This is a genomic window from Chungangia koreensis, from assembly GCF_042651785.1.
GTDB lineage: Bacteria > Bacillota > Bacilli > Bacillales_A > Planococcaceae > Chungangia > Chungangia koreensis.
Map to the genome: position 1 here is coordinate 169,589 of NZ_JBHSEC010000020.1, position 19,537 is coordinate 189,125.

Sequence of the window (19,537 nt, forward strand, 5' to 3'; positions counted from 1 at the left end):
ATAGTCAACCCTTTCTATGATTAATGTCTCGGTGGGTAATGACTGTTTTATATTCGCTGCCAAATAGTTTGCCGAAGTATTCAGCGAGAGTTACCGAGCGGTGTTGTCCTCCTGTGCAACCGAACGCAACAACAGCCTGGGATTTACCCTCCCTCTGATATCGCGGGATGACGAATTTAAATAGATCTGTAAGTTTCTCAACAAATATTTGTGTATCTTCCCATTTTAACACATATTCGGAAACTGGAGAGTCCATTCCTGTTTTTTCCTTTAATCCTTCAATGTAAAAAGGGTTCGGTAAAAAACGGACATCAAACACAAGATCCGCGTCAATTGGAACCCCATGTTTAAAGCCGAATGACATGAAATGGACGGTAAAGGTGGATTCCCCGTTTTCGGAAAAGTTCTTTTGAATCTTTTCACGCAGTTCTTTCGGTTTAAGACGGGATGTATTAAAGATGAAATGTGCCCGGTCTTTCAATTCTCCAAGCAAATCCCTTTCCTTCCGAATCCCGTCAAGCAACAATCCTCCAGAAGCAAGAGGATGAGTACGCCTCGTTTCCTTATAGCGTTTTACGAGCGTTTCATTGTCAGCTTCCAAGAACAAAATTTCCATATGGATGCTGCTGTCCTTTGAAAGGGTATCAAGGGTACCGATGAGAGAATCGAAAAGACCGCCACCTCTCATATCCATTACTGCCGCAATACGCTTCATTTTTTGGTTGGATCTCTTCATCAAATCCAGAAATGTGACGAGAAGTTCCGGCGGAAGGTTATCAATACAATAAAACCCTAAGTCCTCAAAACTTTGAATGGCAACTGTCTTCCCGGCACCAGACATACCTGTGATAATGACAAGTTCCATATCATGATTTTCATTCATTTCTTATGATCCCCTTCATTCGAAGATTGTAGGTCTTCTTTTAACAACTCAAAATCTTGTGTATAGACAAATGTTCCATATTGCAATCCGGATTGCGTTACGGCAAAGAGCAAGTTGCTCCGATCGCCTTCAGCCATCGGAAGATGATAGAGGCTTTCTACAGGGTGCCATTCCAGTACACCCTCCCGATTTTCTTCCAACAAATCTCCGGTCAAACCATCCGCTACAAACGTATAGAGCATCCATTCATCAATAGCAGTTTCGGTTTCAGGGTCGACTATGACCATTGTATAGATGCCCTTCAAATGTGGATTTGAAGGGACAGTATTCGTTTCCTCCGAAAATTCCCGGATGGCGGCCTGATAAATCGATTCACCCGGCTCCATCTTCCCTCCGGGTGCCACATACCAGCCGCGCCTAGGTTTTTTTAATAATAATACTTGGCCGTCTCGTAGGACGATTAAGTTTGCGATTCGTTGCACCCTCTACACTCCATATCTATTGTAGACTCATTCCTTTTATTATACCTAATCAAGCATTTCCGGGCCAACACGATTGGTTGTGCTGCCAAACAAAATACTGCCTTGAATGAACTGCACTGACAAAAGGGATGTTGAAGCAGCAATGTATTTTGCGACAAGTGAACCGTGGGTATAGGCGAACTTAGCATCCCTTCCTATAAATAAAAAAAGACTGCCACCAAATTGGTGAGCAGCCATCCAAAGGTAATACTATTTTAAAAGGGGGTCAAATTACTATACTTACTATAACCCAACCATATTTCATTCGTATTACAGGCTCGTTAAGAACAGGTTAAATTAGTTGGATTCTAATTTTTCTTTTAGTTCTTCTACGTACTTTTGTACATTTTGAGCAGCAATACTTCCATCACCTGTTGCAGTGACCACTTGACGCAAATGCTTCTCACGTACGTCACCAGCTGCAAAAATCCCTGGAACGGATGTCTCCATTTCGGTATTTGTCGGGATATACCCGTTTTCGTTCAAGATCCCAAGAGATTGGAACGGTTTTGTCAAAGGCACCATTCCAATATAGATGAATACCCCATCAATCGGCATTGTTGTTTCAGTGTCATCTACAGTGGATACCAACGTCGCACTGCCGACCTTTCCGTTTTCCTCATTAATCGTTTTCAAAGTATGATTCCAAATGAAATCAACTTTTTCATTCGCAAAGGCACGATCCTGAAGAATTTTTTGAGCACGCAACTGATCACGGCGATGAACAATCGTTACTTTATCAGCAAAACGAGTTAAGTAGACACCTTCTTCGACTGCCGAGTCTCCGCCGCCGACGACAATGAGATGCTTCTGTTTGAAGAATGCCCCATCACAAACGGCACAATAACTGACTCCTCGTCCACCAAGTTCACTTTCTCCGGGAATGCCCATTTTTTTATATTCGGCCCCAGTTGAAATGATAATAGCACGCGCTTTATATTCTTTTCCGCCAGCTTTAATGGTTTTATATTCCGCTCCATCCACAACACTTTCAACATCGCCATATGCATACTCAGCGCCAAACGCTTTCGCATGTTCAAACATTTTAGTTGAAAGGTCTGGTCCCAAAATGGAAGTGAAGCCGGGATAATTTTCAATTTCTTCCGTGTTGGCCATCTGGCCTCCGGGAATACCGCGTTCCAACATTAAAGTCGAAAGGCTTCCTCTTGATGTATATACGGCCGCAGTCATACCTGCAGGGCCTGCTCCAACGATAATCACATCATAAATTTTTTCTGTTGTCATTTGTCATTATCCTCCTCATACGCTACCTAAATCGTATAAGAAACATGTAACTTCTTCAATCTTTCTGCTCAATCATACATGGGCAAAAATTGAATCAGGTCATTTACATACTTCGTTAAAGTTGGCACAGACACGCCATACTGTTCAGCCACAGCCTTCTTTGTAACGCCTGAAAAACGAGAAGAACGGAACATATAATCCGCAGCAGCGGCTAACGCATCCGTGTTCTTAAATAAGTAGCCTTTTTCAAGCCCTTTTTCGAAAAGAAGGAACCACATTTGGAATAAATGGGATTTCACCGAATCGAGCGGACTATTTTGCTCGTATAAGATTTCCGTCGCTTTCATCGCTTTCAAAAAAGTTTTAAGCTTCGGCTCTGCTGCTTCAAAACGGTGGCCTAATGCATAGGCAAGGGCCAGTTTTTCAAAAGTGGTCAACTTTTCGATATCCACCCATTTTGGATGCGAGATGATTTCTTGCTTATGTTCTGACTTACTAAGTAGGAAAATACCGAATAGACGTTCACTGCTATAAGAGTTATTCAGTTTTTCCAAAATGAAGGTCCGATCGAACTCACTCGTTGAATGCAACGCCTTATCACGGTCATGCCAAGGTTCAAGTCCTTTTTTCGTCGGATCCAAGTCGGTCAATTGCTTCCATGCACTTTTAGCCGTATCCTCATAACCGGAGAAATAAGCGGCATGTGAAAGCCAGAAGTAAAAGCCAGGATCCCCTTCAAAGCCCTTTCGTTGAAGACTTTTCAACCATTTATATGCTTCTTCGTTCTTGCCGACAAGCGCAAAAGTGGCCCCTAATTTATATCTGTGTTCAAGGGAATATGGATTGATCTTGACCAGCACTTCCAAGATCTCCTCTAACTCTTCTTCGTTCTTTTCATAATAATAGAAGACCGCCAAGTTACATAGGGCATGAAGATTCCCTTTGTCCTTCCGAAGAACTGTATGAAGCAATGCTTTTGCCTGTTCTTCTTCACCGATATAAAAATAAGCTAACGCTAAATTGTTATAAGCCGACCAGAAATCGTCGAATTCTTCGATGACCGATTCCAATAGCTGTACAGCCTGTTCAAATTCACCACGCTCCATCAATCGACGAGCCTTCTCTTGCAAATAGTGCATTTCACTTTCTTTCGAATCTTCCAATAGATCGAAATCGAATTCATGGTCGATGAACTCTAAAATTTCCAAAGCTTCGTCCAGGTACGGTCCATTCGGGTCCATCTCCCGATATTTCGTGGCAAATCTCTTGGCCTCACGCAGCATCCCTAAATGGGCATGGACTTCAGCTAAAAAGAACACGATATCAGATTCATTCGGATCGAGACTGTTGGCGCTGCGCAACAATTCAAGTGCATGATCGTATTTCTGAAGCTCCATTTCAATGATTGCATATTGCATTAAAATCATCGGATCATCAGGGCTAAGTTCCACTGCCCGCTTCATATATTTATGCCCTTTATCGAACTGATCGCGCTGAAGGGCTTGTAAACCTTTATTGTAATAGTAGTCGCCATTCGGAATGAAAGACACTACGTTCTTCTTTCGATCTTTTCTTTGCTGATTATTCAAACTTGTAACTCCTTCAATAGTAGTTAAAGAATGTCATGTACATTCTATCTCATAATTTCCATTATAACACATTGCCGTACTAGACACTCCCGAGCTGGCATAGAAAAAAGATCCCATTAGTGAGATCTTTTCCTTGCTTCCATTTCTTCAGCTGTATAGATGATTCGCATTGGATTGCCACCAGCCATTGCACCTGCTGGAACATCACGATGGACCAGGGTACCTGCCGATACAATCGCACCGTCCCCGATTACAACACCTGGAAGAATCGTTGAGTTTGCACCAATCATGACTCGGTCACCAATCACGATATCACCAAGGCGGTACTCCTCAATGAGATACTCGTGTGCAAGTAAGGTAGTATTGAACCCGATGATGGTATTCTCTCCAACCTTAATCCTCTCTGGAAACATCGTGTCTGGCACGACCATTAATGCAAGAGAAGTCTGCTTCCCTATGTCCATCCGAAGGAATGTACGATAGAGAAAACGTTTCAATGCCATGGAAGGTGTATAGCGGCCAATTTGGATGACAACGAAATTTTTCGCCACCTTCCAAAATGACACTGTTTTATATAGCTGCCACAAGGAATTCGGTCCGTCTACCGGATGGCGTTCCGTTCTCCTCATTTCACTCCTACTCCTGTTATCTCTAACAAGTCGGAAATATGCTGAAGCATATAATCCGGATTGAAAGTGGCTAAGTACTGTTCGCCTTTGGCAGACCAGGCAACCCCGGCTGTACGAACGCCAGCATTTTGCCCCCCTACGATATCGTGATAATTATCCCCGATCATTAAGGACTCATCCTTCGAAGCTCCTAATTGTTCCAAAGCAAGGAGAATCGGTTCAGGATCTGGTTTCGGATTCGTTACATCATCTGCGCCAATAATGACATCAAACACTTCGCGAGCACTTATAAGCTTCATGCTTTTATCTAACGAGTCCCGTCTTTTTGACGAAACAATTGCCATTTTAAAGCCATGAGCCTTTAACTTATTCAGTGTTTCCGACACTCCTTCAAACTCCACAGCCAGTTCATCATGAAGTGTTTGATTGACTTTATAATAAGCGGCCAGAAGTTCGTCCGACATTTCAGGATCGATCGCGTCAAATGTCTGCTTTAATGTCGGTCCGTTGAATGGTAAAACCGATTCACGATCATATTTCCCGGGAAACCGTTCACCAAGTACGGTCAGAAAGGTTTGCGTAATCAATTCGTTTGTATCAAGTAATGTTCCGTCAAAATCGAATAATAATGTGGTTATAGGACGTTCATTCATGATGACATGGCCACCTCTTTTCTTTTTGCTGCTTCTGATCGTTTCCATAAGTTGGAGACGGTACACGCTAATCCGAATGCCGCGATTATTCGAATCAGAAATAATGGTAATACAGGAATTCCTAATGGAATGAAAATTAATGTATCTTCCACTATGGCGTGACATGCTACTAAGAAAATGAACGCAATGGTTGCATCTCTTTTACTCACACCATCTTCTTGAACTGCTTGGATCATAACACCGGCTCCAAATGCCAGCCCGACTGTCAAACCGGTGACCAGTGTCAACGACGTGTTTGGCTGAACACCTAAAACTTTCGTAATAGGAGTTAGTTTCTCCGAAAACTTTTGTAAGTAATGACGGTCTTTAAGGAACTGGATGATGATCATCAAGGGTATGACGATCATGGCTAATTGAAGAATCCCAAATGATGCTTTTTCCAATCCTAATAAGAAAACTTGAAACCAGCCATCAGGATTCACTTCTTCAACATGAGCGAATCCATATTTCGCTACTTCCCCGCCGCCCTTCCAGAAGAGATTGATTAAGATCGCAGATGTTGCTGCAAGACCAAAACGGACAAGCAGTACTACCCACAGCTTCACTCCAACTTTCAGGGCAACCCCCGTTTCAATCAATAAATTATGTGAGAACGAAAGCATAACTGCGAGGATGAACACTTCCTTCACAGTCAATTCCAATGATAAAATCCCTGCAATCCCCGCATATAAATTGAGCACATTGCCCAATACGAGTGGGATGGCTGCATCTCCGCGAAGTCCGAACACGCCCATTACAGGAGAGATCAGCTCAATAATCCATGGGAGAACCGGTGTATATTGAAGCATGACCAAGATGAGCGTAATTGGAAAGATCACCTTTCCCAATACCCAAGTTGTCTTAAGGCCCGCTTTCAAGCCATTCTGAATTGTTGACATTCCCATTTCGACTTCCTTATCTATCTTAATCTTAGCTGTCTAAGTACCTTGGCGGGTTCACTTTAACCCTTCTATAAATAATGAGCGCCACTGCCACAACAATCAGGACTAATGAAATCACCTGCGCCTGTCGCAATCCGCCAAATAATTCATTGATGAGGCTATCAGTCCGTAATCCCTCAATGTAGAAACGCCCGATTGAATACCAAATCAGATAGGAAAGGAATATTTCCCCCCTGCGAAGATTAACTTTACGGAGCAACAGTAATAGGATTAATCCGACAACATTCCAAAGTGACTCGTAGAGGAATGTCGGATGATAATACGTACCTTGGATGTTCATCTGTTCGATAATCCAGTCAGGTAACATAAGGCCTTCCAAGAATTCACGAGATACTGGCCCCCCATGTGCTTCCTGGTTCATGAAGTTCCCCCATCGTCCGACAATCTGACCAATCAGTATGCTCGGCGCTACGATATCCGCAACTTTCCAGAAGGAAACTCCCCGTTTTCTTGTAAAGATATACGCAACAAGCACTGCCATAATAAGTGCCCCGTGAATAGCTAATCCACCTTCATCAATCCGGATGATTCTCTCGGGGTTATTCTTATAATAATCCCACTCAAAAATGACATAATAAACCCGTGCACCGACAATGGAAAGCGGTACTGCCCAAATCAGCATATCGGTCAGGAAGTCTTCATTAAAACCTCTCTTGACCATTTCCCGTTGGGCTACAAAAAATCCTAATATGATTCCAGATACGATTAATATCCCATACCATCGTACAGGAAATGGCCCGATTGAAAACGCAATCGGGTCAATTACTCCCAACATGAATTCCATAAAGTCCCCCTCACTGCAAATTAGTTCGCAGATTCTTCAGTTTGATTAATCACTGCATCCAATCTCTTGGAGAATTCTTCAGCCGCATTGACGCCCATCCGCTTTAATCGGAAGTTCATAGCAGCAACCTCGATGATAACAGCTAAGTTCCGTCCAGGACGGACAGGAATCGTCAATTTCGTCAATTCGGTATCGATAATTTTCATTTTATCCTCTTCCAGGCCAAGTCGGTCGTACTGTTTTTCCGGATCCCACAATTCCAAGTCGATGACGAGAGAAATCCGTTTATGTGTCCGTACCGCGCTTGCACCGAAGAGGGTCATGATATCAATGATCCCTAACCCACGAATTTCCAATAAGTGTTCAATCAGTTTTGGCGCATTCCCGACAAGTGTATTCTCGGATTCTTGACGGATTTCCACACTATCATCCGCCACAAGCCGGTGTCCTTTTTTGATCAACTCCAAAGCGGTCTCGCTCTTACCTACACCGCTCTTCCCTGTCAACAGGACGCCGATCCCATAAATATCAACAAGCACTCCATGAACTGCGGTCATAGGAGCAAGTTTGCTCTCCAAATAGTTCGTCAGTAAACTCGAGAACTTCGTCGTTGGAATTTTCGTGGTCAGCACCGGAACGTGAAAGTCATTGGACACGTTTTTCAACTCATTCGGTACTACCATATCATGACAAACGATGATGGCCGGAGTATCTGGCGTACATAGCTTACGCATCCGGTCAATCCGATCAGACACTTTCAGCATGGCAAAAAACGAAAGCTCGGTTTTCCCCAATAGTTGAACCCGGTTGGCTGGGTAATGGGTGAAGTATCCGGCCATTTCTAATCCTGGCCGTGAGATATCACTCATCAGAATATGCCGCCCGATTCCTTCTTCTCCACTCACGAGCTTCAAATTGAATTGTTCTCTTACATCTTTTGTTGTTACATCATTCACGGCATCTTCACATCCCGCCATAATTTTTCCTGATTCCTATTTTAGCATTTAACAGTTGAAAATAAATGCTTTTGGCCTAATAAGTCTGCGCCGCCTTCATTTTGGTGGAAGCCAATTGACAGTCAATGAGCAGTTATTATGTTTCTACCCGCAGTTTATTATCGAACTAATAAAGTTTGGTTGTCTTCCGACTAAAAAACGACCTACCCGCGTGTGCGAATAGGTCTGGTCTTATTTCTATAGTGGCAGCGAATGTTCTTAGCTGTATCGGACTAACACAGAGCCTGTTTTTGCTTCACCGAAGACAACGAGTGGTGTGCCTTCTCCATCTTTTGAGAATTTGATGGACTTTTGCAAGAATTGCTCGGACTCATTCACCCGGGTGATATCAGTGAGTTGAAGGTCCATCTTACCGAAGTTAGATGCTATTTCACCGTTAATCGGTACCCCAGATGGAATATATAACTCAACTGAACCAGCCACTGCACGTGCATCGATTTTACGTGCAGACGTGTCTTTCGTCGTTACAACAACATGACCATTTATGGATTGGGCTTCAACTTCTTTAACATTGCCGTCAACATAGACACGGCCATTCAATGTTTCGACTTCAAGTTGTTCTCCAGTTACTTCTTGAAGCTGCACGGAACCATTGGCAGTTTCAAAATCGGCATCCTTAAAGTTCAATCCGCGAACTTCAATCTTTCCATTCGCTGTTTTCACTTTTAGACGGTCAATTTTAAGTTCCGATAGTTTGAATGCTCCGTTAAAGAGTCTCCCATTGAATGCTTCATAGTCTTTATGAGGGACATATAGAACTACATTCGTCTGGAACATTTTCATATCATTGACCAGTCGAAGCTTCTGGCCATCTTCAACAAATAGGAACTTTTCCAAGAACTCTTTCTTCGCCTCTTCAGGAGAAGACTGGCGGTACGCCTTGACGTGACATTCTGCGCGTACACCGTTTTCTTCGGATGGATACAACTCCAACTTCCCGTTTGCGATGTCCACTGAAATCTCATTGAAATTAGAAAAGTCTTTCGTTACGGAATGATGGAACTCGACAGGTTCACCAAAAGGCCGATCAAAATCGAATCCTTTCACCTTTTCTACAGCTGATTGCACAAACTGCATGAAACGGTCACCGAATTGATTGAAATCACGGCGGATATCTTCAAAGAAGTCTTCATCTTTGGAACCTGTCTTTGATTCATTTCCGTTGTAGGATGTTCCTCCGAAATCGGTTTTCGGTTCTTCCTGTGCAGATTGTCTCTTCGGTTGTTCAGTCGGCAATTGTGCATTTTTCGCTTGCTGGTCTTTCCCTAAGTTCTCGAGCAGCAGTAACGCTTCCTCGGCATTGATCACGCCGTTTTCTAACATATCCAAAATGCGTTTGCGTTCGTTTTGCATCGAATCAGCCTCCTAAGTTAGCTATAATTCTATTCCTTCATTACATACGATTATTTTCGAAAAAGGTTTCGTTTTGCTTTTTAGTTCTGATTCTCAGCTTCACCGATGAGTGCTTCCATGCGGGCCCGATCTCTTTTTAGTACCGGTTTCAAATATTGACCCGTGTACGATTGCTCGACCTTGACGATCTCTTCAGGAGTACCAGTAGCGATGATCGTTCCACCTTTGTCTCCACCCTCAGGTCCCAAGTCGATAATATGATCGACTGTTTTAATGACATCTAAGTTATGCTCGATTACCAAAACCGTGTTGCCGGAATCCACGAGCCTTTGCAATACGACAAGGAGTCTTGCGATATCTTCCGCATGCAGTCCGGTTGTCGGTTCATCTAAAATATAGAACGTCTTGCCGTTCGATCTGCGGTGCAATTCTGAAGCAAGCTTGACACGCTGCGCTTCTCCTCCAGACAAAGTCGTCGCAGGCTGACCCATTCTGACATACCCGAGTCCGACATCTACGATTGTCTGTAGCTTCCGGCTAATCTTCGGTATGTTTTCAAAGAAAATGGCCGCATCTTCCACTGTCATATCCAATACGTCAGAAATACTTTTCCCTTTATATTTCACCTCGAGTGTTTCACGGTTATACCGCTTTCCATGACAAACTTCACACGGCACATACACGTCGGGAAGGAAATGCATTTCGATTTTAATAATGCCGTCTCCTCTACACGCTTCACAACGGCCGCCTTTGACGTTGAAACTGAAGCGTCCTTTCTTGTATCCCCGTACTTTCGCTTCGTTCGTCGAAGCATAGACATCCCGGATATCATCGAAAACACCTGTGTATGTGGCAGGATTCGAACGTGGTGTACGGCCGATTGGTGACTGGTCAATATCGATCACCTTTTCAAGACCTTCCGTACCAGTTACCTCTTTATGTTTTCCTGGCTTTTGCTTTGCCCGGTTGAGCTTTTGTGCAAGAGACTTGTGAAGAATTTCATTGATCAGTGTACTTTTACCCGATCCGGAAACTCCGGTTACAGCGATGAATACACCTAATGGGAAGTCGACCGTCACGTTTTTAAGGTTATTTTCTTTAGCGCCTTTAATAGTGATCTTGTGACCGTTTGATTTTCTGCGTTCAACCGGCAGGTGAATGAATTTTTTCCCGCTCAAGTACTGGCCTGTAATGGATTCCGGATTGTTCATTACTTCTTCGGGCGTTCCGCTCGCGATTATTTCACCGCCATGCATACCTGCGCCCGGACCGACATCGATTAAATAATCGGCTGCCATCATTGTATCTTCGTCATGCTCAACCACGATTAATGTGTTGCCGAGGTCGCGCATATCTTTCAACGTTTGAATCAGGCGGTCATTATCCCGCTGGTGCAAGCCAATGGATGGCTCGTCCAAAATATAAAGGACACCCGTTAATCGTGAACCGATTTGTGTCGCTAAACGGATTCGCTGAGCCTCCCCGCCTGAAAGCGTCCCGGAAGACCGGCTAAGTGTCAGGTAATCCAAACCAACGTTGATCAAAAAACCAAGTCGTTCATCTATTTGGCGGATAATCGGCTGAGCGATTTGACGGTCCTTTTCCGAAAGATGAATATGATCGACGAAATCGATGGCTTCAAAAATTGTAAAATCAGTTACATTTCCGATATGGAGATTTTCAATTTTCACAGCCAACGTTTCCGGTTTCAAACGGAATCCATGACATGTCGGGCAATCCTTCTGTGTCATGTACTTCTCCATTTGCTCACGAATAAAATCTGAGGACGTCTCACGGAAACGACGTTCGATATTGTGAAGGACCCCCTCGAAATAAATCTTATTCTCCCTTACTTGACCGAATTCATTTTCATAACGGAATTTAACGCGATCAGTTTTAGAACCATAAAGAATAATATCAAGCTGCTCCTTCGGCAACTCTTCGACCGGAACATCCATAGAAATACCGAAATGCTTACAAACCGCTTCTAATAATTGAGGGTAATATTGTGTACTAATCGGTTCCCAAGGCGCAATTGCGTGCTCCTTTAATGATAGGCTCGAATCCGGTATCACCAGGTCAGGGTCGACCTCCAATTTCGTGCCAAGTCCATCACATTCCGGGCATGCACCGAAAGGATTGTTAAAGGAGAACATCCGCGGTTCCAATTCCCCGATTGAAAATCCGCAAATCGGACAAGCATGATGCTCGCTGAACAACAGCTCCTCTTCACCCATTACATCGACAAGAACTCGTCCATCTGCAAGGCGAAGAGCCGTTTCCAATGAATCACTTAGTCTTGCTGCGATTTCATCTTTGATGACAACACGGTCGACGACGATTTCAATATCATGTTTCTTGTTTTTATCCAACTCGATATTGTCGTCCAAATCCATCATTTCTCCGTCAACCCGGATACGGACAAACCCTTGTTTCCGAATATCCTCCAAAAACTTTTTGTGCGTTCCCTTCTTCCCGGACACTACAGGTGCAAGAATTTGCATCCGCGTACGTTCGGGATAGACGAGGATCCGGTCAACCATTTGCTCAATCGTTTGCGAGGTGATTTCAATCCCATGATTTGGACAGATCGGTTTTCCGACACGTGCAAATAAAAGACGCAAATAATCGTAAATCTCTGTTACCGTACCTACAGTAGAGCGCGGATTTTTACTCGTTGTCTTCTGATCGATCGAGATTGCGGGTGACAATCCTTCGATCGAATCGACATCCGGTTTGTCCATCTGCCCTAAAAACATCCGGGCATACGAGGACAATGATTCTACATATCTTCTTTGCCCTTCGGCATAGATCGTATCAAATGCCAAGGAAGATTTTCCCGAACCGGATAAGCCGGTCATGACGACCAGCTGATCACGGGGAATGGTTAAATCCACATTTTTTAAATTATTGGCGCGTGCCCCAATGACACGGATTTCAGTATTCTTCATAATTTCATCCTTCCGCCTTCAGTTCGAGAATCGTATCGCGAAGCTCCGCAGCCCGCTCGAAGTCAAGCGCTTTTGCCGCATCTTTCATTTCCTTCTCTAAAGCCATTAGCAGCGATTCTTTCTCGTCCTTCGTCAGTTTCTTTCCTTTTGTGAACTTCTGAATAGTTGATACTTCCTCTTCGGACTCTTGTGTCGCACGAATGACATCGCGGATTTCCTTTTGGATGGTCCGAGGTGTGATGCCATGCTTTTCGTTATATTCCATTTGAATACTCCGGCGACGTTTCGTTTCCTCGATCGCCTTCGTCATGGAGTCAGTCATGCGGTCCGCGTACATGATGACGGATCCGTTTGCATTCCGGGCAGCACGTCCGATTGTCTGGATGAGCGATCGTTCCGAACGAAGGAACCCTTCTTTGTCAGCATCCAATATGGCCACAAGGGATACTTCCGGAATATCGAGACCTTCCCGTAGGAGGTTGATTCCTACAAGGACATCATACGTTCCAAGGCGCAACTCACGGATAATCTCGATCCGTTCGAGCGTTTTGATTTCCGAGTGCAGGTAATTGACCTTAATGCCGATTTCCTTGAGGTAATCAGTCAGGTCCTCTGACATCTTCTTCGTTAATGTTGTAATTAATACCCGTTCGTTACGGGAAATTCGTTCCTGTATTTCATCAATCAGATCATCAATCTGTCCTTCAATCGGCCGTACTTCAATCACTGGATCCAGCAAGCCTGTCGGACGGATGATTTGTTCGACCATTTCAGGTGTATGCTCCAACTCGTATGGACCTGGAGTGGCTGATACATAAACCGCCTGTGAAATATGCTTATCGAATTCTTCGAATGTCAACGGCCGGTTATCCAATGCGGAAGGTAAACGGAAACCGTGTTCCACAAGGACATTTTTCCGCGCTTGGTCACCGTTGAACATTCCACGGATTTGTGGAAGCGTTACGTGACTTTCATCTACCACTAATAGGAAGTCTTCCGGGAAGTAATCAAGGAGCGTATAAGGTGTCGCACCAGCCGGCCGTAGTGTTAAATGTCTGGAATAGTTCTCGATTCCTGAACAGAATCCCATCTCCCGCATCATTTCCAGGTCATAACGGGTCCTTTGTTCAAGTCGCTGTGCTTCCAATAACTTTTCATCCGCGCGAAGTTCCTTCAATCTTTCTTCCAGCTCAGTCTCGATATTTTCGATGGCTTTTACCATCTTTTCTTCTCGCGTAACGAAGTGGGAAGCCGGGAAGATCGCGACATGATCACGTTCGCCTAAAATCTCGCCTGTTAGTGCATCCACTTCTCGTATACGGTCAATTTCATCACCGAAAAATTCCACTCGAATGCATCGCTCGTCTCTGGATGCAGGGAATATTTCAACTACGTCCCCTCTGACCCGGAACGTACCGCGTACGAAATTGATGTCGTTCCTTTCATATTGAACATCGACCAGTTTCCGAAGGAGCTGATTCCGTTCAATCTCCATCCCTGTGCGAAGGGACACAACGAGTTCCCGATATTCCTTCGGCGAACCGAGACCATAAATACAGGAAACCGAAGCGATGACAATGACATCTTTCCGTTCAAATAAAGAAGACGTGGCCGAGTGCCGGAGCTTATCGATTTCATCGTTAATACTTGCATCCTTCTCCACATATGTATCCGTCTGAGGTACATACGCTTCTGGCTGATAGTAATCATAGTAACTGACAAAATATTCTACCGCGTTATTCGGGAAGAACTCTTTAAACTCCGAGTACAGCTGACCGGCGAGTGTTTTGTTATGTGCAATGACAAGCGTCGGCTTGTTGATTTCCTTAATAACATTCGATATGGTATATGTTTTCCCTGTTCCTGTCGCTCCTAACAAGGTTTGATGCCTTTTTCCTTCATTCAAACCCGCTACCAGCTGCCGAATCGCTTCCGGCTGGTCACCACCAGGCTGATAGGGGGCCTGCAAGTCAAATTGCTGTTCCATGCACACACTCCTCCTTTTAATGCTTCTATTTTAACATACCCACTTTATTAATACACGAAAAAAGCGAACGTGTGTTTTAAAATGAAAAAGACAAAAGAGAAGTTACTGGAACTTCCCTTTTAATGAGGATATCAACGATTGTTGAGTGTTTATCAACGATTCTTACCCTTATATCAACGATTATTTGGATATATCAACGATTGTTGACCACTTATCAACGATTATCGGGATATATCAACGATTCAACAAGTACCGCAATCGGAAGCGCGAAACTCCTACTGGATTTGGGATATCAACGATTATTAGGTGTTTATCAACGATTCTTACCCTTATATCAACGATTATTTGGATATATCAACGATTGTTGACCACTTATCAACGATTATCGGGATATATCAACGATTCTCACCAAAAAAGGTTAGTAAGTCCATTCCGTATTTTCTTCCTTTATTATTTCCATAAGGTATTAGGTTCGCACCTTCTAATAAGCGTGTAGCCAATTGAGCGTTATCAATCCCCAAAAACCTACGACACTCCCGGTTCGTTAGCTCTCCTCCAAATAGCATGAACCATTCGACTAACGTGTCCCGGTGAGCATGCCGATCGATGAATCCACACTGTGAGCAAATCCACCCCTTTTTCACTTTCTTCATCCCTAATTCCAGGCACTGTTTGCATTCGACGCCTGTTAAGATTTGCTCTAATTCAATCTTATAGTTTCTGCAAATCGGAAAAGGGTTAAAGACAATGTGGCTTTCAATCAGTTCACGTGCTAATAGTTGAAACGTTCCTCTGTCCATTTCTTTTCCGGGTTGGTGGATTTTCCTTAAGTAGACGGGGAGTTCGGAAGGGAACATGACTTTAAATGGGGGTTCGTTTTCAAAAATGGTGCTGGATCGAGCAAAGAGCACCGCTCCGTATACAGGGAGGTCAAATCCTCGATCGAAGAGCCACTCTTTCAACAGCATGATATTCTTCTCTACTTGGATTCCGGGGCAGTCAAAAGCGTCGACTTGTCCGCTCAACAACGTACGTTTCATCTGGCGTGGATTCATTTCAAATCTCACTTTGCCCGCAATGTTTTTCATTTCCAACACCATGACGTACGAAGGTGTAAAGTAGACGGTGTCGATTTGGAATTTGGAGTTGGCATCCAAATGCAGGTCATGGATGATTTCGTATTCGTGATTGAATTTGTTCAGCTTGAATGCCCGCTGTAAGATTTCTTCACCGCCGATTCCTGCTTGAGCGCTCAATCTTTTTCTCCGAATGAACGCATGGTTTTCATCTTCTAAAACCAGCCGCTTCTCTAATGCTAAAAGCCCCATCAGATTCAGCGATATAGATTTTTCTTTCAAAGCCACGTCCCCAACTCCCCTTTTTCGGGCATCGTATCACGGGGGTTCAACGCTGTCTATACGGTTTCAGATCATTGTATTTTGCTCTGCCAAATCGGGGCAAAATGCAATTTTCAGTCGGATTCTGATCAATTACACCCCATTTTGAAATCAAACCTTCATTTCCACCCCATCATCCCAAAATAAAACCGGCTCGCCTATGGGGGTGGGGTTCTCCCAGGCAAACCGGTTATTTATCATATGAAATTGACTTTCTGTTCCTCTTCCAAATTCATAAGCTCCGAAGTATATAGCATAAACGATTGTTTGTCTTTCTGATCCAACGACTCATCAATTAGTGACAGTAGACTGTTCTTTCTTTGTTCCCGATGGACATGATTTAAAAACAGGTCGAGATAAATGTCATTTAGCAGCTTTTCTGCCTCGCTCTTTGTCTGGTTCTTCCCGACTGCTTTCATAAATTCAGCATATGAATAATATTTATCCATTCTTCTCACCCCGGATGCCTTTTTTTTATTATAAGGAAATTTCCGAAGCTTCGCAATAATTAATTTGAAAATTCTATCAATGGTATTTTTGCCACATGCGGAGAATTGTGAGAATAGTCTTGTTTTTCTTCCAATATTAACTATAATAGGATGTGTGTACTATTATAGGGGGTGTTTACTTGTTGGATGTAAAGCTTTTGTCATCACCGTATTATATTTCGTTTGATACGTTTGTACTGGAGCCTTACGCCTATGACGATGAAATTATTACGCGTGTCATAGAGAGAAGACAGGAATTTTTTGTGAAGGAAAAACCGATTCAAATTGTAAAAAACTCCATCAATCTATACGGTGGAAGTTTCAAACAGGCTACACATTATGCCAAGCAGGCAATCGGAAATTATCATAAAACACCGATTATCGTGGCACACGACTATGGAATTCCATACATTTTCATTCCTACATTATCACCGAATTCCGACCAGAATGTCTGGATTGCTTCTCATTCAATCGAAAACTATTCAGCTGTGCCGCAAGGCTGTATGGTCTATTTGGAAAACAACCACGCAGTCAAGGTGAATGTCTCCTTTAATACGATTGCCCGTCAGTACTCTTTTGCCAATACCTTGGGCAAGCGATTTGACAAAGTCAGGAGACATCTAAATAATCCGCATGAGTATTTCGATCTGATTTGACTATGCTTCTTTGGCAGTCATTGAGAGATAAATCCCCAGTAATTCCTCGGACCGATTCCGAAGACGCACATTCAGATAGCGGCGATGTTCTTCATAGCCGCCATAGAAAAATACATATTCCGTAAATGTATCATCGCTTTTCTGTTTGACGACCTTCATATGGTGACGGCGCAGGTGGAGCCTTGTTTCTTTAAGCTCCGCTTGCACGGTCCGAATTGTCTTGTCAACCATTTCTACATATGGCTTTTTCAACTTGAATGGCCCTTTTTCGAAGATCAACCGATCCTTTTCTAAAACGATCAACACCATTGGCAAATAAATCATGTTCTCAAAATACGGCATGGCTTCTGCAGGTATTAACGGCATGCCCTTCCCTCCTAAAAAAAGAACATTTGTTCGTATATCCTATTGTACGCCGAACACTTAAAAAAGCAAGTGGTAAATTCGCCCTCCGAGATGGTATTTTTTATTTTTGCGTTCTGCTTAGCCGTCCGGTTGTCATATTTTAACTATCGGACAAAAAGGAGTGCGACAGTGACAGCAGTCGGAATAGGCATACTCTATTTTTTAGGTCTTGTTTTAGGAGCATGGTTAGCAATTTTCATCCTTGCCTACTCTCCACTACCACCATTTGGACTTCCACTATTTAGCGGTGGCTTCTTGGCTGGGTTGATCGGGTTCACATTACTTCCCCATGCCATACACCATTATGATTGGCGGCCGATTCTGTTCGGTTTGGTCGTTAGTATTCTTATAATGGCTCTTCTCCATCCAGTTACCCATCATTTTAGTTCCAACTATTCGTTTTCATTCATCGCCATTGCGATCGCTTTTCATACAATACCGCTCTGTTTGGCAATTGGTGCGATTGAAGATCCTGTTGCTTCCGGTGCTTTGACGATAGCAACGATTCTTCACCACATTCCTGAAGCGGCTGCCCTAACCTTATGGGTGGCTGGAAGAAATGGTAGTTTAGAAAAGCTTTTCCTCTACTTTTTACTCCTTTCCGGCATAGCGATTATTTCCATTCAAGCCGGAAAGGAAATGATGATTCCAGCTTCTTTGAACTCTGTTCTAATCGGATTATCTATCGGAATATTACTGTATATATTGCAGGGGGAAGTCTTTAGAAGAAAACCGAATACCCTTCCTCGGAAGCAGGCAATCGGTTATACAATGGCTGGGTTAGCTGTATACGGAGCATTATTATGGCTTCTGTCTTTCATGGGAATAAAATAAATCCACGGCGGGTAGCCGTGGATCGAGGGAAATCACTCTATTATGCCGCCATCTCTCTACACACTTCTGCGCATTTATGGCAAGCTTCTGCACAACGTTTACAATGATCATGTTCATGTTTTGCGCACTCATCGCCACACGCTTGGCAAACGTCCGCACATAGCTGACATATCTCTTTAGCAAATGGACTATTGGATTGCATCGCCTTCGCAGCAAAGGCGCAGATGTCTGCACATTCCCGATCCATTCGGATACACTCTCTCATCATGTCGATATGATCTTCTTTTAGACAGGCATCGTAGCAGTTGTTACAAGCTTCCATACACTCCAGACACGCTTTAATGCACTCTTCATAAGTTTGATTCATCCTAATTCCTCCTCTGTTTTATTCACATAGAATAAATTCCCTACTATCTTTTCAATAAACAGGAAGCTCTTGAAATCAATCAGCTAGTTTCAATTCTTCTTCCGTCAGCCATTTATGATTCTTAACTTTCTCACCTGTAGTAGATATATAATCCACCATATATACGGTCGTTTCCTCCAAATCTTCAATGACTGCGACTGCACCTTTCATGCCTGGCATATGGTCAGCATTCAAAGAAACCTCTGAATTCGGTTCGATCGGAAAATCAGGTGCTTGATCAATTTCCTCATGAATGACCCACTTATGATTCGTTACACGTTTCCCTCCTGTTATGGGCGTATAGGAAACAACATAGGCGGTAGTGTCAAACGCACCGACAATCGTTGCTTCTGCCCCTTCCATCCCTTCCATATGATTTGCTGTAATGATGGCTTTTGTACCAACTGGATAAGTCGGATTTTCCGCTTTTTTCAGCCCTGCCGGCAGTTCACCAGAGCTGGAGTGGTTCATTTCCGAGTGTTCCAAGCTTCCTGGACCGTTTCCTGAACTGTCCTCAGTTTGATGAGTGCTTTGCTCTACTTCTTTGTTCACATTGTCTTCCGCTCCGTTTTGATCGTCTCCACATGCAGTTAAGGTAATAGCTGCTATGGTGGAGATTAAGAACACCCAAAGCTTATTCATCACTCTGTGTTCCTCCTTTGTTAAATCTGGTTGTCGTTATATTGATTCCCTAAAACAATCAGGAATTTACATAGACGTTCCTGCAACGAGTAAATTT

At 43.5% G+C, this 19,537-nt stretch carries 20 protein-coding genes; 3 read left to right on the forward strand and 17 right to left on the reverse strand.

Annotated features, from left to right (window positions below):
- Positions 1 to 4: 4 nt before the first annotated feature.
- The 12 genes from rapZ to uvrB all read right to left on the reverse strand — a co-directional run bounded on the left by rapZ (position 5) and on the right by uvrB (position 14,612).
- Entirely contained in the window at positions 5 to 883 is an 879-nt protein-coding gene (gene rapZ, locus ACFOZY_RS13800) for an RNase adapter RapZ (RefSeq protein ID WP_378156499.1), read from the reverse strand.
- Positions 880 to 1,365, reverse strand: a complete 486-nt coding sequence (locus ACFOZY_RS13805; RefSeq protein WP_378156501.1) for an NUDIX hydrolase — start codon at positions 1,363 to 1,365, stop codon at positions 880 to 882. Before ACFOZY_RS13805 ends, rapZ begins: the two co-directional genes overlap by 4 nt.
- 336 nt (positions 1,366 to 1,701) lie before the next feature.
- Positions 1,702 to 2,649 (reverse strand): thioredoxin-disulfide reductase, encoded by a 948-nt coding sequence (gene trxB / locus ACFOZY_RS13810; protein WP_378156503.1) that lies wholly within the window; start codon positions 2,647 to 2,649, stop codon positions 1,702 to 1,704.
- Positions 2,650 to 2,717: 68 nt separating this feature from the next.
- Complete coding sequence (locus ACFOZY_RS13815; protein ID WP_378156505.1) at positions 2,718 to 4,238, reverse strand: tetratricopeptide repeat protein; 1,521 nt, start codon at positions 4,236 to 4,238, stop codon at positions 2,718 to 2,720.
- A 116-nt stretch (positions 4,239 to 4,354) separates the two neighbouring features.
- Positions 4,355 to 4,867 (reverse strand): acyltransferase, encoded by a 513-nt coding sequence (locus ACFOZY_RS13820; RefSeq protein ID WP_378156508.1) that lies wholly within the window; start codon positions 4,865 to 4,867, stop codon positions 4,355 to 4,357.
- On the reverse strand, positions 4,864 to 5,520 hold the full coding sequence (gene ppaX / locus ACFOZY_RS13825) for a pyrophosphatase PpaX (protein WP_378156510.1): 657 nt from the start codon (positions 5,518 to 5,520) through the stop codon (positions 4,864 to 4,866). The genes ACFOZY_RS13820 and ppaX overlap by 4 nt, the downstream gene beginning before the upstream one ends.
- A complete protein-coding gene (locus ACFOZY_RS13830; protein WP_378156512.1) occupies positions 5,517 to 6,458 on the reverse strand; it encodes a nucleoside recognition domain-containing protein in 942 nt (313 codons plus the stop codon). Before ACFOZY_RS13830 ends, ppaX begins: the two co-directional genes overlap by 4 nt.
- Positions 6,459 to 6,489: 31 nt before the next feature.
- A complete protein-coding gene (gene lgt / locus ACFOZY_RS13835; protein WP_378156514.1) occupies positions 6,490 to 7,305 on the reverse strand; it encodes a prolipoprotein diacylglyceryl transferase in 816 nt (271 codons plus the stop codon).
- Positions 7,306 to 7,325: 20 nt separating this feature from the next.
- Positions 7,326 to 8,282 carry an HPr(Ser) kinase/phosphatase gene (gene hprK, locus ACFOZY_RS13840; protein WP_378156516.1) on the reverse strand — a complete coding sequence of 319 codons (957 nt, stop codon included), beginning with the start codon at positions 8,280 to 8,282 and terminating at the stop codon, positions 7,326 to 7,328.
- Positions 8,283 to 8,519: 237 nt separating this feature from the next.
- Entirely contained in the window at positions 8,520 to 9,674 is a 1,155-nt protein-coding gene (locus ACFOZY_RS13845) for a DUF4097 family beta strand repeat-containing protein (protein ID WP_378156520.1), read from the reverse strand.
- 80 nt (positions 9,675 to 9,754) lie between these two features.
- Positions 9,755 to 12,625, reverse strand: coding sequence for an excinuclease ABC subunit UvrA (uvrA, locus tag ACFOZY_RS13850; RefSeq protein WP_378156522.1), 2,871 nt, complete (start codon positions 12,623 to 12,625; stop codon positions 9,755 to 9,757).
- 4 nt (positions 12,626 to 12,629) lie between these two features.
- On the reverse strand, positions 12,630 to 14,612 hold the full coding sequence (gene uvrB, locus ACFOZY_RS13855) for an excinuclease ABC subunit UvrB (RefSeq protein ID WP_378156525.1): 1,983 nt from the start codon (positions 14,610 to 14,612) through the stop codon (positions 12,630 to 12,632).
- Between the two features lie 122 nt (positions 14,613 to 14,734).
- On the opposite strand from uvrB, the gene ACFOZY_RS13860 reads away from it, so the two are divergent.
- Positions 14,735 to 14,980 (forward strand): hypothetical protein, encoded by a 246-nt coding sequence (locus ACFOZY_RS13860; protein ID WP_378156527.1) that lies wholly within the window; start codon positions 14,735 to 14,737, stop codon positions 14,978 to 14,980.
- 27 nt (positions 14,981 to 15,007) lie between these two features.
- Here the strand turns inward: ACFOZY_RS13860 and ACFOZY_RS13865 are convergent, their stop codons facing one another.
- Positions 15,008 to 15,976 carry a nuclease-related domain-containing protein gene (locus tag ACFOZY_RS13865; protein ID WP_378156529.1) on the reverse strand — a complete coding sequence of 323 codons (969 nt, stop codon included), beginning with the start codon at positions 15,974 to 15,976 and terminating at the stop codon, positions 15,008 to 15,010.
- 230 nt (positions 15,977 to 16,206) lie between these two features.
- Positions 16,207 to 16,458 (reverse strand): IDEAL domain-containing protein, encoded by a 252-nt coding sequence (locus ACFOZY_RS13870; protein WP_378156531.1) that lies wholly within the window; start codon positions 16,456 to 16,458, stop codon positions 16,207 to 16,209.
- A 179-nt stretch (positions 16,459 to 16,637) separates the two neighbouring features.
- Between ACFOZY_RS13870 and ACFOZY_RS13875 the strand changes: the two genes are divergently transcribed.
- Complete coding sequence (locus tag ACFOZY_RS13875) at positions 16,638 to 17,153, forward strand: competence protein ComK (protein WP_378156532.1); 516 nt, start codon at positions 16,638 to 16,640, stop codon at positions 17,151 to 17,153.
- Here the strand turns inward: ACFOZY_RS13875 and ACFOZY_RS13880 are convergent, their stop codons facing one another.
- Positions 17,154 to 17,519, reverse strand: a complete 366-nt coding sequence (locus ACFOZY_RS13880; RefSeq protein WP_378156534.1) for a YhjD family protein — start codon at positions 17,517 to 17,519, stop codon at positions 17,154 to 17,156.
- Between the two features lie 168 nt (positions 17,520 to 17,687).
- Between ACFOZY_RS13880 and ACFOZY_RS13885 the strand changes: the two genes are divergently transcribed.
- Positions 17,688 to 18,392 (forward strand): ZIP family metal transporter, encoded by a 705-nt coding sequence (locus tag ACFOZY_RS13885; RefSeq protein WP_378156536.1) that lies wholly within the window; start codon positions 17,688 to 17,690, stop codon positions 18,390 to 18,392.
- Positions 18,393 to 18,432: 40 nt separating this feature from the next.
- Here ACFOZY_RS13885 and ACFOZY_RS13890 read toward each other — a convergent pair whose 3' ends face one another.
- Positions 18,433 to 18,759 (reverse strand): four-helix bundle copper-binding protein, encoded by a 327-nt coding sequence (locus ACFOZY_RS13890; protein ID WP_378156538.1) that lies wholly within the window; start codon positions 18,757 to 18,759, stop codon positions 18,433 to 18,435.
- Between the two features lie 75 nt (positions 18,760 to 18,834).
- Positions 18,835 to 19,440 (reverse strand): YdhK family protein, encoded by a 606-nt coding sequence (locus tag ACFOZY_RS13895; RefSeq protein WP_378156813.1) that lies wholly within the window; start codon positions 19,438 to 19,440, stop codon positions 18,835 to 18,837.
- Positions 19,441 to 19,537 lie beyond the last annotated feature (97 nt).

Bases quoted from the DNA above. Each gene is read 5' to 3' on its own strand.
- rapZ (WP_378156499.1), bottom strand. From the start codon at position 883: ATGAATGAAAATCATGATATGGAACTTGTCATTATCACAGGTATGTCT.
- trxB (WP_378156503.1), bottom strand. From the start codon at position 2,649: ATGACAACAGAAAAAATTTATGATGTGATTATCGTTGGAGCAGGCCCT.
- ACFOZY_RS13820 (WP_378156508.1), bottom strand. From the start codon at position 4,867: ATGAGGAGAACGGAACGCCATCCGGTAGACGGACCGAATTCCTTGTGG.
- ppaX (WP_378156510.1), bottom strand. From the start codon at position 5,520: ATGAATGAACGTCCTATAACCACATTATTATTCGATTTTGACGGAACA.
- ACFOZY_RS13830 (WP_378156512.1), bottom strand. From the start codon at position 6,458: ATGTCAACAATTCAGAATGGCTTGAAAGCGGGCCTTAAGACAACTTGG.
- lgt (WP_378156514.1), bottom strand. From the start codon at position 7,305: ATGGAATTCATGTTGGGAGTAATTGACCCGATTGCGTTTTCAATCGGG.
- hprK (WP_378156516.1), bottom strand. From the start codon at position 8,282: ATGGCGGGATGTGAAGATGCCGTGAATGATGTAACAACAAAAGATGTA.
- ACFOZY_RS13845 (WP_378156520.1), bottom strand. From the start codon at position 9,674: ATGCAAAACGAACGCAAACGCATTTTGGATATGTTAGAAAACGGCGTG.
- uvrA (WP_378156522.1), bottom strand. From the start codon at position 12,625: ATGAAGAATACTGAAATCCGTGTCATTGGGGCACGCGCCAATAATTTA.
- uvrB (WP_378156525.1), bottom strand. From the start codon at position 14,612: ATGGAACAGCAATTTGACTTGCAGGCCCCCTATCAGCCTGGTGGTGAC.
- ACFOZY_RS13860 (WP_378156527.1), top strand. From the start codon at position 14,735: ATGAGGATATCAACGATTGTTGAGTGTTTATCAACGATTCTTACCCTT.
- ACFOZY_RS13870 (WP_378156531.1), bottom strand. From the start codon at position 16,458: ATGGATAAATATTATTCATATGCTGAATTTATGAAAGCAGTCGGGAAG.
- ACFOZY_RS13880 (WP_378156534.1), bottom strand. From the start codon at position 17,519: ATGCCGTTAATACCTGCAGAAGCCATGCCGTATTTTGAGAACATGATT.
- ACFOZY_RS13890 (WP_378156538.1), bottom strand. From the start codon at position 18,759: ATGAATCAAACTTATGAAGAGTGCATTAAAGCGTGTCTGGAGTGTATG.
- ACFOZY_RS13895 (WP_378156813.1), bottom strand. From the start codon at position 19,440: ATGAATAAGCTTTGGGTGTTCTTAATCTCCACCATAGCAGCTATTACC.